Source organism: Vibrio sp. HENC-03, assembly GCF_000305755.2.
GTDB classification, from domain to species: Bacteria; Pseudomonadota; Gammaproteobacteria; order Enterobacterales; family Vibrionaceae; genus Vibrio; species Vibrio owensii.
Genome location: NZ_JH976064.1, coordinates 479,673 through 494,275 on the forward strand (window position 1 = coordinate 479,673; position 14,603 = coordinate 494,275).

At 46.1% G+C, this 14,603-nt stretch carries 12 protein-coding genes; 6 read left to right on the forward strand and 6 right to left on the reverse strand.

What is annotated here, in order from left to right; translation table 11 throughout:
• Positions 1-24 precede the first annotated feature (24 nt).
• Together VCHENC03_RS21140 and VCHENC03_RS21135 are read right to left on the reverse strand one after the other, a co-directional pair.
• On the reverse strand, positions 25-3,075 hold the full coding sequence (locus VCHENC03_RS21140) for an efflux RND transporter permease subunit (RefSeq protein ID WP_009704779.1): 3,051 nt from the start codon (positions 3,073-3,075) through the stop codon (positions 25-27).
• Positions 3,075-4,172 carry an efflux RND transporter periplasmic adaptor subunit gene (locus VCHENC03_RS21135; protein WP_005442435.1) on the reverse strand — a complete coding sequence of 366 codons (1,098 nt, stop codon included), beginning with the start codon at positions 4,170-4,172 and terminating at the stop codon, positions 3,075-3,077. The genes VCHENC03_RS21140 and VCHENC03_RS21135 overlap by 1 nt, the downstream gene beginning before the upstream one ends.
• 179 nt (positions 4,173-4,351) lie before the next feature.
• Between VCHENC03_RS21135 and VCHENC03_RS21130 the strand changes: the two genes are divergently transcribed.
• The gene (locus tag VCHENC03_RS21130) at positions 4,352-4,957 is read left to right on the forward strand and encodes a TetR/AcrR family transcriptional regulator (protein WP_009704780.1); all 606 of its coding nucleotides are present in this window, start codon (positions 4,352-4,354) and stop codon (positions 4,955-4,957) included.
• 20 nt (positions 4,958-4,977) lie between these two features.
• On the opposite strand, the gene pdxR is transcribed toward VCHENC03_RS21130, so the two are convergent.
• Complete coding sequence (gene pdxR / locus VCHENC03_RS21125; protein ID WP_009704781.1) at positions 4,978-6,408, reverse strand: MocR-like pyridoxine biosynthesis transcription factor PdxR; 1,431 nt, start codon at positions 6,406-6,408, stop codon at positions 4,978-4,980.
• A gap of 100 nt (positions 6,409-6,508) precedes the next feature.
• On the opposite strand from pdxR, the gene VCHENC03_RS21120 reads away from it, so the two are divergent.
• Positions 6,509-7,165: a pyridoxamine 5'-phosphate oxidase family protein gene (locus tag VCHENC03_RS21120; protein ID WP_009704782.1), complete on the forward strand. Its 657-nt coding sequence runs from the start codon at positions 6,509-6,511 to the stop codon at positions 7,163-7,165.
• Here VCHENC03_RS21120 and VCHENC03_RS21115 read toward each other — a convergent pair.
• Both VCHENC03_RS21115 and VCHENC03_RS21110 read right to left on the reverse strand, forming a co-directional pair.
• Complete coding sequence (locus VCHENC03_RS21115) at positions 7,146-8,468, reverse strand: ATP-binding protein (RefSeq protein ID WP_009704783.1); 1,323 nt, start codon at positions 8,466-8,468, stop codon at positions 7,146-7,148. The genes VCHENC03_RS21120 and VCHENC03_RS21115 overlap by 20 nt on opposite strands.
• Positions 8,469-8,471: 3 nt before the next feature.
• Positions 8,472-9,164 (reverse strand): response regulator transcription factor, encoded by a 693-nt coding sequence (locus VCHENC03_RS21110; RefSeq protein WP_009704784.1) that lies wholly within the window; start codon positions 9,162-9,164, stop codon positions 8,472-8,474.
• A 369-nt stretch (positions 9,165-9,533) separates the two neighbouring features.
• Here VCHENC03_RS21110 and VCHENC03_RS21105 point away from each other — a divergent pair, with 369 nt between their 5' ends.
• Together VCHENC03_RS21105 and VCHENC03_RS21100 are read left to right on the forward strand one after the other, a co-directional pair.
• Positions 9,534-11,075: a hypothetical protein gene (locus VCHENC03_RS21105; protein WP_009704785.1), complete on the forward strand. Its 1,542-nt coding sequence runs from the start codon at positions 9,534-9,536 to the stop codon at positions 11,073-11,075.
• A gap of 12 nt (positions 11,076-11,087) precedes the next feature.
• Complete coding sequence (locus VCHENC03_RS21100) at positions 11,088-11,777, forward strand: hypothetical protein (RefSeq protein WP_032802110.1); 690 nt, start codon at positions 11,088-11,090, stop codon at positions 11,775-11,777.
• Between the two features lie 72 nt (positions 11,778-11,849).
• Here the strand turns inward: VCHENC03_RS21100 and VCHENC03_RS21095 are convergent, their stop codons facing one another.
• Complete coding sequence (locus VCHENC03_RS21095; protein ID WP_032802112.1) at positions 11,850-12,851, reverse strand: AraC family transcriptional regulator; 1,002 nt, start codon at positions 12,849-12,851, stop codon at positions 11,850-11,852.
• A 107-nt stretch (positions 12,852-12,958) separates the two neighbouring features.
• On the opposite strand from VCHENC03_RS21095, the gene VCHENC03_RS21090 reads away from it, so the two are divergent.
• Positions 12,959-13,285, forward strand: a complete 327-nt coding sequence (locus VCHENC03_RS21090; protein ID WP_005442452.1) for an MFS transporter — start codon at positions 12,959-12,961, stop codon at positions 13,283-13,285.
• Entirely contained in the window at positions 13,285-14,508 is a 1,224-nt protein-coding gene (locus tag VCHENC03_RS21085; RefSeq protein WP_005442453.1) for an HlyD family secretion protein, read from the forward strand. Before VCHENC03_RS21090 ends, VCHENC03_RS21085 begins: the two co-directional genes overlap by 1 nt.
• The last annotated feature ends 95 nt before the right edge of the window (positions 14,509-14,603 follow it).

The window sequence follows — 14,603 nt, forward strand, 5'->3', positions numbered from 1 at the left end:
TCCTTCTTAAGTTTTAACTGTATTTTATGCCGTCTCTATTTTTACGCGGAAGAAAATGGCGTAAAACAGCGGGATGACAACCAAAGTAAGAATCGTGGCAAACAATAGACCGAACATAATGGTCACCGCCATGCTCTTAAAGAACGGGTCAACCAACAACGGGGCAACACCCAAAATAGTCGTGAATGCGCCCAGTAGAACCGGACGGGCACGACTTAGTGCTGCATCAATAATCGCGGTATAAGGCGTTTTACCTTCGCGAATTTCAACATCCGCTTGATCCACCAATACAATCGCGTTTTTCACCATCATACCAATCAAGCTTAAGAAGCCGAGAATGGCCATAAACTCAAACGGTGTTTGGAAGATAATAAGCCCCACGGTGACGCCGACAACCGCGAGCGGTGCCGTTAACCAAATCACCAATGGCTGACGCAGTGCGTTGAACATAAAAATCACCGAAAGAATCATCGCAGCAAACCCGTATGGAGCTGAGATAACTAACCCTTCATTGGCATCTTTCGACGCTTTATATTCCCCATACCATTTCAACTCGTACCCTGCTGGCAACTCGATGGCTTCAATTTGAGAGCGTACTTGCTTGAAAGCATCCGCAGTTAATACTCCCGGAGCAGGATCCGCTTGAACCAGAATCGTCGGCATGCGGTCAATTCGACGCAAAATGGCATCTTGGTATACCACATCCACAGAGTTCACTAGTTGACTTACCGGAATATAAGCACCGACCGTTGGGCTGAAAACTTCCGTATTTTCAATCGCACGTTGGTGGCTTCGCTCACTTTCTGGCGCACGGACAACGATTGGGATCAAATCATCTCCCTCTCGATACACGCCCACATTTCGGCCTGTTAAGGTTTGTGCAATGGCCTGATTAATTTCCATCGTTGTCAGCCCGTATCTTTGCGCTTCTTCGGCAGAATATGCCGGGCGAAGTACAGGAACTTGTTGACGCCAATCATCCTGAACCGCTATCAAGTTGCTGTCCGCCAGCATAATGGCTTTCGCTTGCTCTGCCAGTTGACGCAACACCGCACTATCAGGCCCTTTGAAACCAGCTTCTATCTTCTTACCACCTCCGCGACCAAGCATGAACTTCCACACTTTGATGGACGCATCTGGGTATTTGGCTTCCAACTCACTTTGCAGCTCACCCAATAAAGGGGCGATCTTTGTGTAATCATCGATATCAATCAGCAGTTGGCCGTAGCTTGGGTTACGAGCTTCTGGCGCGTAGGTCAGCATGAAACGTAAGCCGCCACCACCAATAAAACTGGTGACGTTGGTAATTCCCTCTTTGGCTTTCACATCTTGCTCAATACTCGCGACCACAGCTTCAGTACGTTTGATATCTGAGCCTTGCGGTAAGTAAACGTCCACAACAAATTGCGGGCGTTGAGATTCCGGCATAAAGCCCGGAGGTACAAACTTCACGCCCCAAATTGCTGCTGTCATCATTCCCAACAACAGTGCACAACTGATGATGCGGTATTTCAATACCCATGCGAGCAGTGACTTGTAGCTTGCCACGACGCGACTAGGCTTCTTATCTGGATTTGCCGCTTTTACTTTGAGGAAATCGTGACACAGCATTGGTGTTACTGTGACTGCGAATACCCAACTAAGGAGCATTGAGTAAAGGATCACCCAAAACAGAGAACCTGCGTATTCCCCCATGTCTGAAGGCGATAAACCAATCGCACTGAATGCACAGATACCAACGACGGTTCCTCCTAACAAAGGCCACTTGGTTGCATCGACAACTTCAGACACCACAGTGTTGCGATCAGCGTCTGGATCTTGTTGAAAACGAACCAAGATGCCGTCGGTCACTACAATCGCATTATCCACCAGCATCCCCAAGGCAATGATCAACGCCCCAAGAGAGATGCGCTGCATTGCAATATCTTCAATGAGCATGATGCATAGCGTGCCTGCGACCGTTAGTAGAAGAACGAAACCGATAATGACACCCGAGCGTACCCCCATAAACAGCAGAAGCACGACGAATACAATGCCAACCGCAGCGATCAAGTTGTTGATAAAGTTCGCCACCGATGCGCGCACCGAGTCTGACTGCATCGAAATCACATTCAGCTCCATCCCCAATGGACGCTGACTTTCCAACTCAGCCAAACGAGCTTTAACTGCGTCTCCCATATCCACAACGTTACCGCCGGATACGTTGGAGATACCAAAGCCCACAGCTCGTTCACCGTTGAAACGCATCAACATGGTTGCTGGCGTTTGGTAACCGCGAGTGATGTCTGCAATGTCGCCTAAACGAAGCACTGTATTGTTGTCACCCAGCCCTACTTGTAGGTTTTTCAGGTCAGCAACTGAGTCAATATTGGAACTTGGGATCACAGGAATGCGCATCGCATTGGTTTCGATGCTACCAGCTACTGTGACTAAGTTTTGCTTTTGCAGAACCTGAAACACTTTCTCAACTGATACACCAAATTCGGCTAAGCGCTCACTTGAGATTTCCACGAAGATGGTTTCTTGCTGTTGTGCCAGCGTCGCTGTTTTCGCAACACCCGGAACAAGTACGATTTCACGACGTAAACCATCGACATAATCTTGCAATTGCTTATCGCTGAACCCTTCACCAGTAACGGCAAAGAACAAGGCATACACATCCGCAAAGTCATCATTCACAATTGATGGCCCTGCTCCCGGTGGAAGCTGGCGCTGTGCGTCTGTTACTTTGCGGCGAAGTTTATCCCATACTTGTTGTAGCTCTGCGGCGCTGCCTGCAAACTCCAACTTAATCTCGACCGTGACCTCTGACATTCCTTGCATCGAGACGGATTTCACTTCTTTGACTTCTTGCAAAGCCTGAACAGCACCTTCGATAACATCGGTCACTTCATCAGAGACTTCCTGTGCCGTTGCACCAGAGTATGGGGTTGCAATCACCGCCTGACGAATAACAAACTCAGGGTCCTCAAAACGGCCTAGTTTGAGGTAACTGATGTAACCGCCTAAAAGTATCAGAGCAATCAGCACCCAAACACTCGTTCGCTTGGCTATGGTATAACGTGCAATGTCCATCATTGTGCTCCAGCGCGATCATCTGTGTAAGGGCGAACTTCCATGCCCTCTCTCACACTTGATACCCCAGCAATGATCACCTTCTCACCCAACGAAAGGTGTTCCGTGACAATAATGCGATCTTTGCTGAGCGCGCCAATCGCCACATAACGCTTCTGTGCTTTGTTGTCATTACCAACTACCCAGACAAATTGCTTGCCTTGGTTATCTGGGACAATAGACGTCAGCGGTAAAGTAATTTGTTGATTCTGAGCTTTACCAGAAGAAGAAACTGGCAACACTTTCACCGCCATTCCCGGTAATACATGGAAACCGTTCAAGTGTTCGAAGCCCAACACAACCGGATAGGTCTGAGACACAGGGTCTGCAACGGTCGCCACTGTGCGCAGCTTTAATGGAAAAGATTGACCTGGAATGGCTGAGATTTCAGCAATCGCTTTGGTCTCCTCTTTACCAGAGAGCATCACTTTATGCGGAATGTGGATCACCACCTCAAGATCATTAATATTATGAACAATCAGGATCGGTGCATTTGCTTGGACTTGGATGTAGTTGTCAACCAACTTGCGTCCAACCACACCATCAAAAGGGGCAAAGATTTGGGTGTATTCTAGATGACGTTTTGCATCTTCCACACGTGTACGAGCAAGGTTATAGCGTGTCGTGATAGTATCTAGGTCAGCCTTTGAAATTGCTTGGCTTTTCTTAAATACAGCTTGAGCTCGCTCGTACTCACGAGACACATTCTCAAACTCTAATTGCGCTGACACCAATGCGTTTTTTGCATCTCGATCATCTAAGGAAGCAAGCAGTTGCCCCTTGCTTACTTCATCTCCTTCCTTAACGAAAATATTGGTCAGTTTTCCACTTACTCGGAAAGCGAGATCTGCGCTATCTGCAGCACGCACGATGCCATTAAAGCTGAGCTCCGTTGCTGACTGGGTACTCACTACCTCGGTAAGTGCAGGCTTAGCAGTAGGGACAACCACTGAAGGATTCGCCTCACTACCACAGCCGTTAAGGTTAATAACGGACATCAATAATGCCGAGGTTACACTCAATTTAAGAACTTTTTGGCCAACTTTTGCTACGACCATAGATACTTCACTCCAAGAGCGTGACCGATAAACCTACCGGCCAACAGTTATGTGATAATTTTGTAACAAGGTAAACTTCGGAGTTTATTTTAAGACCAATTCAATACAGGGTAAACTCAAAAGTTTACCTGTTTGTATCAATTTGTTAGATTGGCCGGAATGCATAAAGGAGAGAGACCATGGCACTCATAGAAGAAAAGCGTTTAGCCATTATTATTGCGGCTAAAGAAGAGTTTATTGAACATGGGTTTACCAAGGCGAATATGGATAGAGTATGTGCGTCCGCAGGGGTATCAAAGCGAACTCTTTATCGTCACTTTAAGAGTAAGGAAGTATTGTTTGAGTCGATACTTGCCATCATCAAATCAAGCGTCGATGAAAAAAATCATTATCCGTTTGATGCACATAAGAGCCTGACTGAACAACTGACAGCCATAACTCGGAATGAAGTGGAAATTCTTTACAAAACTTATGGAATTCCCTTTACTCGTGTGGTGATGGCTGAGTTTTTGCGCCAACCAGAAATGGCTCAACAAATCATAACAAAGCTGTATCGTTCTCACGTCCTAGCGAAATGGTTTGAGGAAGCACAACAGGCCAATGCAATACAACACATTGATAGTGCTTTGCTTTCTAATACATATTCTAGCCTGTTCAATGGTCTGTTTTTGTGGCCATTCGTGTTCAACATGAAACCACTTCCATCCTCAGAGGAGATAGAGCAGAAAATCGAACATCTTGTTTTTGTTATCTCAAGCACGTGTGAAGCATCAATTCAACGTTAGTTAAAGTGATACTTCAGCAACTAAAACAACTCAGAAAGCTGTTCAACCAGAGCATCAATCTCACTCAGCGCGACATTGCCGTAGCCTAAGACTGCACCTTGCCAATCTCGCGTTCTAAAATCTGAATGCTCATAAAAACTCATCGGACGCAGCACAATACCTTTAGACTGAGCACGCTGCGTCCATTCGTGTTCATCAATACCCTGCTGCCACTTTAAAGTGATATGGAGACCAGCAGCCTGACTGATCACCGCAACTCTATCGCCAAAGTGCTTTTCAACCGCCAAACACATCTGCTCATGCTTAGTTTTGTACAGTCGGCGCATTCTTCGGATATGACGTAATAACCCACCTTCAGTAATAAAATCTGCCAACGCTTCTTGTGTGTGCGTAGGTGAATCACCACTCAACGCATCTTTAACCACTAAACATTGCTCCACTAAACCTTCAGGAACCACAAGGTAGCCAAGCCGCAAGCCGTTAAACATCACTTTACTGAAAGAACCCACATACAACACGCGATCGTCTCGACCCATTTGAGCCGCTAGCCCTTGTAAACTGGTATAGGGGCGATGAGCAAACTGGAATTCGCTGTCATAATCGTCCTCGATGATCCAGCGTGACTGTTCGACTGCCCAGTTGATGATCTTCCCTCTTTGCTCGGTATTGAGTGTGGTGCCCATCGGATATTGATTACTTGGGGTGATATACAGCGCATCGGCATCGCTTGTGGTCACCGCTTCCACATCAAAGCCTAGTTTCTCTCGCACGAATAAAGGCTCAAATTGATACTGCTGGAATTGAATCAACTTCCGCATTTGCGCGTAACCCGGTTGCTCCATCAGAACCTTATCACCTTGCTTGAGAACAACCATCGTCGCAATAGACAACGCCTGCTGCGCCCCAGAGGTAATAATGATGCGCTCTGGGGAGCAATTCACTGAGCGGCTTGATGCAAGGTAGTCAGCTAAAGCACTGCGTAATGTCCAACTGCCCTGAATATCTTGATTCCCCAACAAGCAGGGGCGGGAGAGATGGCGAGCAAGTAACTTTTGCCATTGCGCCATCGGAAACGCTTCCAAATCAGGCACACCCGGTGCAAATGCACGGTTGATATCAAAATTGGTTTTCGGCGAAGAGTCCGTCTTGATTGAACTCGGTTCAGGTAGATACTGCTCCGGCAGTTCTACGGCAACATAAAAGCCCGAACCTTTCTGACTGTTCAAGTACCCTTCCGCCACAAGCTGTTCGTAGGCTGAAATTACGGTATTCCGACTAAGATTAAGCTCTTGTGACAGCTTTCGTGTAGACGGCAATTTACCATTCTTCGCCCACAGACCTTGCACAATCTTCTCGCGGATCGCAAAAAATAACGCTTGCTGACGCGTTCCATCACTTTCTTTTAAATGCAGGTCACCGATATCAATCAAAGACAAACTGGATCCATCCATTAGTTAAAACTGGCTCTCTTTAAGCTACCAGTTAAACGCTACATTGCAATCAGAGATTGAGGAGCAAGTGCTCGTCCATCTGAGCAAATAAGGAGAGAAAATGTTATCCAATACCAATAGAACGGAAATTAAGAAAGGCGTACATAAAGCCGTCTCTGATGTTAGCAAACTGCACGCCATCATAGATGAAAGCCTGATCGCTCATGTTGCAATAACCAGCGAGTCTGGCCCTGTAGTTATTCCCATGTTGGCATGGCGTGTCGATGATTACGTGTATATCCATGGTGCCAACAACAGTCGATTGTTACGCTCACTCAAACAAGGAGTGCAAACGTGCCTTACCTTTACTTTGTTTGATGGTTGGGTATTAGCTCGAAGTGCATTTCATCATAGCGCGCATTATCGTAGCGCCGTGGTCTTTGGTCAGTTTGAGATTGTGGATTGTAACCAAGAGAAAGACAGATTACTGAATCACTTTATCGAACAGATCGCTCCGGGGAGAACCGAAGAAGTCCGTTTGAGTAATGAGAAAGAGCTCAAAGCCACTATGCTACTGCGCATTCCACTCACAGAAGCATCCGTGAAAATCAGCAATTTTGGCGTCAATGATGATGCGGAAGACATGGACATTCCTGTTTGGGCTGGTGTCTTACCCTACCGAACCATCGTAGGCCCACTGCAAGCTTGTGAAGATTTGTATGAAGGTATCGCTGAGCCAGATTACCGCAGCGCCTATCCTAATCGTTGGCAGGAATAAGTACCGTAAAACGTGCACCGCCTAAGTGGCTCTCGCCGACAGAAAGTTCCCAACCTAATTGCCTCGCTGCACTGGTAGCGATGGCAAGTCCTAAACCAAAACCTTTCACGTCGGCGTTGCGGCTTTTGTCTAAACGCGAAAATGGAACAAACACTTCTTCTCGCATTGCTTCAGGAATGCCCGGACCATCGTCCTCGATATCAACAATCCAGAAATGCTCAACCGACCGAATCGTCACCTCAACGCAAGATTCACCGTAACGTTTCGCGTTCTGCAGCAAGTTATCGAGGACAAGATTGCCTAAAGTCGGCTGCAAGTGAATGGATTGATACTCGAGTTCATTTTCTACCGTCAACTTGGCGAACTCTAAGCCTCGGTAATTCATTCGGCTTTTGCACCAAAGCGGCAGTTCAATGGTTTCAACAGAATCGCTCAAAGAGTGGTTTTTGACGCTCAAACGAGACAGCATGACAATGTCGGACGTTAAATCCGTCACGACATCAACGTACCGTTCAATATCATCATGCAACTCTGCCTGCATTTCACCGCTGGTGCGCCTTGCTAAATCGGTCGCTAACTGAATTCGGCTGAGCGGAGTACGCACTTCGTGAGGGATGGCTTGGGTAAAGATGTGTGTCTGGCGTACACGCCTTTCTATGTCTTCTGACATGTTGTTGAAGCCTTGGGCAAGTTCTTTCACAGGTTGCGAAAATTGCTTTAGATCGACTCGCGTATTCAACTCACCAGATCCAAACTGTTGTTGTGCGGCTGTTAGCTGTCGGATCTGGCGATCAAGGCGACGCACAGGGATGTAAACCATGACACCTAAACTGCACACCACAGTAAGTAACAGAGTGAGAACGAAAATGATCTCGGAATCTTCATCCCAATCGATATCTGGACTGAAAAAGTCACGCTTTTCTTTAAAGACCAAACTCTCTGACGTGTTAGGAAGCGGAAACACCGCAGCGTAGATACTGTCATCGATTAAATAAACGGGTACCCCTTGCATACGATAAAGCAACTCGCAATCCAAGCACGGTGGTGAGCCATCCCAGTTTTTCAACAATGTGAGATCGAAGATAAAGAAATCTTGTTTTCCATTGGCGGTGAGCTTTTTGTACAGTGAATCGGGTGAGCCTCGCTGCTCGATATACTGGTCAACAAAGTAAGCACCGTCACTTAAGAAAATACCTGCTTCTGTTTTACGCATGTACTCGTCGCCCATAAAAAGGAACAATGCGACCGTTAACGCGAGGCCAGTCACCAACCCCACGTAAAGACGAGTAAACATGGAAAACATGCGCTACTTCCCTGTGAGCATATAGCCGCGATTACGCACGGTTTTTATGGTTGCAGTATGGATATGAGCCTTGGAAAACTTTTTCCTGAGCGAGGAGATTCGCATGTCAATGGAACGATCGGTAATGCAATATTCAATACCTCGGGCGAGACGGCAGCATGACTCTCGGGAGACAGGCTTATCGACGTTGAGCATTAGGAGCTCTAGGATCTCAAATTCAGAGTCCGTGAGATCGATGTCTTGTTCCAAGTAGTAAGCTTTGGAACGACGGGTGCAGAGGTCAATACCATATCGACTCAATTCAGTCTCTTCTACGGTATCCACTTGACGGCGATAGCGGCGCAACGCGGCTTCAATGCGAGCGAGCAGAATATTACCTTTGATCGGTTTGGTCAGGTAATCATCAGCCCCAAACTTAAACAAGCTGACTTCACTCATCTCATCATCCGTCGCGGTTAAAACAATGATGATACCGTGGTAGAACTCTCGCGCCTCTTGGCATATTTCCGCGCCATTTTTGCCGGGTAGCATCAAATCTAACAGCACTAATTCCGGCTTGAGTTCCTTAATCGCCTCTAACGCGTTTAGACCATTATCGACCACTGTGACTAGATAGCCTTCCGCCTCTAGATACATTTTGGTTAGTCGAGCAATCTCAGAATCATCCTCTACTAGCAAGATTTTATTGCCACCCATGAACCATTCACTCCATCTATAAAACAGGAGAAGTATATCGTTCGTTTTGTAGGGCGCAACCCACATGCACGACACTTTTTCCTACAGGAGATCGCTTACAAACACTTACAAACCATACATTTATAAAAGCCAACCACACTAAAAATAAGACAATTAGAGCAAATGACCAATTTATAAATCAAACACAGAACATTGAGTAATTAAAATCAAACACGGCAATATATAAATCCTTTATTATTTTGGGTTTATCGAATTAAAAACCTTACAACAAAACATTTCCAATCATTATGACTCAGCTTGCTCATATAGACAGATTTTTCTGTTCCCCCTAAATTCCCACCGAACCCTCAGCCTGTGAGTAATACAAAAATGAAATTCGCTCGATTAACGCCTTTAGCCATGTTGTGTGCGGTTAGCCTAACAGCTTGCGGTGGTAGTGACTCAAATTCGAAAACCTCGACAACCACACCTCCGACGCCACCAACCCCAACATTGAACACCGTTATTATCCCTACTGTCGTTTCTACAGAATTTCCTGCCGAGTTAAAAGTAGCAGCAGATGCTGGCTTCACCCACTATGTCAAAATCTCCCTTTCTGAAGCAAACAGCGACGATGCATTTCACATTGTGGCGGTTGATGATGGTGTGAATAATGAAAAAATCTTTCGTGCCGCAAAAATCATCCAACACCTACTCACAAACCAACCGGATTCTAAGTACGGCGCCGACAAGTCTGGTATCGCTAAGACATTAACCGACCGTGATGCGACACTAATGCTGACAGCAAACGATGACCAGAATAACGAAATGCTAACCAAGATTTTTATTGGTGAGCTACTTCGTCAAGACAAGTTGAATGATGCCGTCGCAGACTCAGGGTTATCTCAATCTTTTAATACCAGTTCACTAGACAAGTTTATTGCTGACATGATGGCACTAAACGAAGACGACATGGACACATTAGTGGAGTCTTTGATAACGACACTAATGAGCAGCAAAGACACGCCAAACTGGCTCATGAACAGTCAATCTCTAATGTACCGAGAACTCACGGTTGAAGGCGATTGCCATTACATGAGCAACTTTGCTGACTACTGTGCCAATCTTGGCAACCACGCCGACCGTGATGCCGCTTTTGAAGAAATTCTACACTTGGTCCAAGCGCAAGGCATTGCACCTAACGCGTCGACTGCGGCACTGCAAAACGACATTCAAGCTCATGCGTTAAGCATCTATAACGATATCCAAGCTAGCAACCCAACGGTATGGCGTCCTACACAAGATGATTGGGAAGATTGGGAGTCAGACGACTTCGATCCAGAACGTGTTAAACAAACCGGCCCTTCTTATTCTCACGAATATTTTGCTGCCGCTTTTGAAGCGTACATGGGCGTAGCAAAAGCTAACGGGCAAGGCTTAGACGGCTACCAAGCATTAACGCGTGAGGAAATGCAAACCCAAGATCCACAAGCGGTTGATTGGATTAGCGGCTTATTCCACGGATATCTGCAATACACGGCAAACATCGATTCTGCAGGCGTCAAACTCTACACAGAGAAGACGAATCCAGGCACGGTACCTACCTTCCGTATGTCACCAAACAAAGACGGTTTGGTAGAAGCGTACACCTACAAATCTCAGTGGCTGACAAAAGTGAAAATCGTTGGCGACGACGCAATCAATGTCATCGGTAATGACCAAGACAATACGTTTGAAGGCAACAGCAAAGACAACAGCATTTATGGTGAAGGCGGCGTCAACACCTACATCGTGCCGCACAAACTGGCGGAATGTATCGTAATCAAAGCGAAGAACGTCTCTGTTGAGTGTCCTAGCACAGGCACTGACGAGCTATACGATATTCAGAACATCCAATTCACCGATCAAACTTTAGATGTAACCAAGCTATAAAAAATGAAAAACATGAAGAAACTTACTTTACTCGCTCCCCTATTCCTTGTTGGTTGTGGTGGCCTTGCTGTCATGGATCGTACGGATGCGGTAAAAGCGCAACCAGAAATGTTGGTGAAAACCGACGGCGATTTTTGGGGATTCGGTACGGATGGCCATTTTGATTTTGCTGGCAAATACAAAGGCAAATATTCACGCAGTGCTTCAAACTCAAGCTGGTTCAATCGCATCTCATTTAAAGAAGGCGCAATGGGCGCAGAAGTGACTCGCATAGACAGCGGTGAAACTTGGCTCCTAAACTGCACAGGCGGCGGCATGTCGGTTAACTACATGGGCGTTGATTTTGGTGGCAACGATCCATACACCTGTGACATTACTCAAGATGGTAAAAAAGTCGGTGAGTTTGCGATGGAGCCAAAATCTGCACTTATCGACATCAGCCTTGAGAAAAAAGAGACTGGCGTCGTTCGAGTTGGCGACACGCATTTCAATGTTGAAACCGTACACACGAGCCCTGACTCCATGATGGCGGTAGACATTCCATTGGGTTACAGCTTCAAGCAAGGCACACAAGAAGTTGCAGCAGTACAGACGAACGGCACAATTGCCGTACAGATGTTGCCAGAGCTTAACGATAAACAAAAAGATGTGGTTGCCATCGGTGCCGTTGCGAGTGCACTGAGCTGGCGCCCTGAAGAATAAGCGTCTAAATAACGCACAAAAACCAAAGCCCTCAACTTAGAGGGCTTTTTTGTTAATACACGCCTTGTCAGACTATTTTTCTAGTCGCGCTGCATACTGTTTCGGTGTTAAGCCTCGGTGCTTTTTGAACATGCGATTGAAACTCGCCACATTGGTGTAGCCAAGCCGCAGTGCAATATCGTCAATACTATTCTGCTTACTCAACAACTCTGCCGCGACATTACTCAGTACATAGCCAGACACGGTTGAAAAGTTCAGTCCTAATTTGTGTAAGCGACGTTGAAACTGCTGCTCAGATAAACCCAATAACGTCGAAACGCGTTCAAGTGTAGGAAGTCCATAGTGGCTACTGTAATTCACCACTTCATAAATCACTTTCAGCTCATCTTCTGGATCGGGCATGTTGAGTAAATCATCCAAATCGGAAAAACTCATCGCTAAACGGTTGTCTTCACGATGATTTACCTGTCGCGAAGCAAGACGATCATCACCGTTAATCCATATTTCTGTCTTGGGTTGGCTCCATTCCACATCACAGCCAAAGTACTCTTTATAGAGCTCACCATTTTTCCTAGAGCCAGAAATCATCACTCGCAAAGGTTGATAATCTTCACCCAAAAACTCGCGTAAGATTTTGATCATGAATATTGCACAACGAATGCTGTCGTGCACTTTGACTGAGGTTTCAATAAAGGGATTATGATAGGTCCATTTGATGATTTTTCCGGATTGTTCACCCGCAAAGAAAGCACCAGATTGAAGATTACTCGTACCATAATTGACTCTTCGAATCGTGCTAGCTAAGTCATTGCCAGAGAACAGCCATCGCCCAACAGGGCCAAGCTTTTGCAACTCGATGTCTCGGCTAAGGTTCAAGATCACATCTGGGTCATTGCTTCGCTCTTCAACACGTCGATACCATTCGGACACCGCTCTCAAGGGAATTAAACTCATCGGGTTATGAAACACCGAAGCAGGTATACCAAGCTCATCTGAGCTCAAATTGTACTTAGATAACGCAAGGTTATTCATGTTTAAAATACCCATGGCGCGAATAAACCGAACTGTTCTCATAACCAATCACATCAAATTTAATCCTCTAGTGATTGAATTTGTCACAAAGACTCACCTATTTCAATTCCTGATCACAATAAGCCAACAGTTTGATAGAGGAGTGTTTAATGAGTTTACTGAGTGTCCCATTTGTCGGAACCGGCGCAGATACAGCGTTGCATGTCGTTGCTGCCGTCGTTTTAATCGCGAGTGTTGCAGGCGCGTGTTACGGCTTTTGGAAAATCCATGAGTTACCAATTAATAAGGCACATAGCAAAGACCACCATCAGATAGGGTTGATCACCGCCCTCACCTGGATAGGTTTTGTCTGGCACTGGGTATGGGTGCTAGCCGTGATTTTTGCATTCGTTGATATGGAAAAAGCCATCATCAATCTGCGTGATACATGGAAAAGTAAACCGCAAACAGAAGCACAGCCACAAGAGGAGGCGTAATGTTAGAAGGTTTAGCGGTTTGGGCACTCTTCATCTATTTGCTGCGTTTAGTCGGCATGCCTTGGAACAAAGCGACCAAATCGTTCGCTTATCTTGGCGGTTTGGGTTGGCTGATGTTTGTATGGGTGGGCTTGATTAACTTCACACCGATGGATTTATCCGGCGGTTCAGTGGTGCAATCTCCTCATGTTCAATTGCGTCCAGATTCAACTAACGTGAAAGGCAAAGTTGACCACATTTACATCAAGCCGAATCAACAAGTTGAAAAAGGTCAGCTCATTTATGAACTTGACCCAACGCAATACGAAATTGCATTAAATCAAGCGAACGTATCCGCTGATTCTGCTCGCGTCGCATTGGCGACAGCAAAAGGCGACATCGAGATTGAAGAAGCTAACCACGAAGCGCTAGTGCAAGATCTGGAAACATCAAAGAGCCAATTGGAAGCTGCGAAAGTTGACTACAAATTGCAGAAAAAGATGCTAGATCGTTATGTTGAGCAAAACCGAGTGGTGCAAAACACTATCACGGAAAGCGACATCGACAAACAGTCGAGCACAGTAGACATGGCTCGCCACAATGTGTTGACTCTTGAGTCTCAAATCAAGAAGAAACAAGTTGATATTTCACGTGCGAAGCTGGCGATTCATAAAGCAGAGCTAGCGGTTGAAACGAAACAGGCTGAATTGCGTCAAGCGGAAGAGCAAATCGCAAAAGCACAATGGGATTTGAACAGCACCAAAGTGCATGCACCTAGCGATGGCTTTGTGACTAACTTTATCCTGCGTGAAGGTCAGCGTGTATCAGCAATGCCGCGTATTAATATGTACACCAACGAGAAGTACGTACTGATGCGAGTGAACCACCAAGCGATTCGTAACATCAAACCGGGTCAACCTGCGGAATTCTCCTCTTCGGTTTATCCAGGTAAGATCTTCTCAGCGACCGTCGAGGGCATTGTTGAGGCAACAGGTGAATCACAAGGTAACCTAATGGGCTTCGATGACTCTGTTCGCGTAACAACTGGTAAGAACTTGCAGAACAAACACCACTTTGTTCGTCTTAAGATTGATGAGCCAGAAGGCTACGATATCCCTGTTGGCTCTGTTGGCCTCGCATGGGTCAGCGGTGAAAAACCGATAGGCTTCATGGCCTTCTTAGATGTGATCCGCGGGATTATCATCCGAATGAAGTCTCAACTGTACTTCTTCTACTCTATCTAAACGCACAAACCGCCAGTTACGCTGGCGGTTTTCTTTTCATTTGTATCCAAGCACGTACTTTTCCCGTATAACAATTAGTTAGTAAACAGCGGAGA

Excerpts from the sequence above, each read along its gene's own strand:
- pdxR (WP_009704781.1), bottom strand. The coding sequence starts at position 6,408 with ATGGATGGATCCAGTTTGTCTTTGATTGATATCGGTGACCTGCATTTA.
- VCHENC03_RS21105 (WP_009704785.1), top strand. The coding sequence starts at position 9,534 with ATGAAATTCGCTCGATTAACGCCTTTAGCCATGTTGTGTGCGGTTAGC.
- VCHENC03_RS21095 (WP_032802112.1), bottom strand. The coding sequence starts at position 12,851 with ATGAGAACAGTTCGGTTTATTCGCGCCATGGGTATTTTAAACATGAAT.
- VCHENC03_RS21090 (WP_005442452.1), top strand. The coding sequence starts at position 12,959 with ATGAGTTTACTGAGTGTCCCATTTGTCGGAACCGGCGCAGATACAGCG.
- VCHENC03_RS21100 (WP_032802110.1), top strand. The coding sequence starts at position 11,088 with ATGAAGAAACTTACTTTACTCGCTCCCCTATTCCTTGTTGGTTGTGGT.
- VCHENC03_RS21110 (WP_009704784.1), bottom strand. The coding sequence starts at position 9,164 with ATGGGTGGCAATAAAATCTTGCTAGTAGAGGATGATTCTGAGATTGCT.
- VCHENC03_RS21115 (WP_009704783.1), bottom strand. The coding sequence starts at position 8,468 with ATGTTTTCCATGTTTACTCGTCTTTACGTGGGGTTGGTGACTGGCCTC.
- VCHENC03_RS21085 (WP_005442453.1), top strand. The coding sequence starts at position 13,285 with ATGTTAGAAGGTTTAGCGGTTTGGGCACTCTTCATCTATTTGCTGCGT.
- VCHENC03_RS21135 (WP_005442435.1), bottom strand. The coding sequence starts at position 4,172 with ATGGTCGTAGCAAAAGTTGGCCAAAAAGTTCTTAAATTGAGTGTAACC.
- VCHENC03_RS21120 (WP_009704782.1), top strand. The coding sequence starts at position 6,509 with ATGTTATCCAATACCAATAGAACGGAAATTAAGAAAGGCGTACATAAA.
- VCHENC03_RS21130 (WP_009704780.1), top strand. The coding sequence starts at position 4,352 with ATGGCACTCATAGAAGAAAAGCGTTTAGCCATTATTATTGCGGCTAAA.
- VCHENC03_RS21140 (WP_009704779.1), bottom strand. The coding sequence starts at position 3,075 with ATGGACATTGCACGTTATACCATAGCCAAGCGAACGAGTGTTTGGGTG.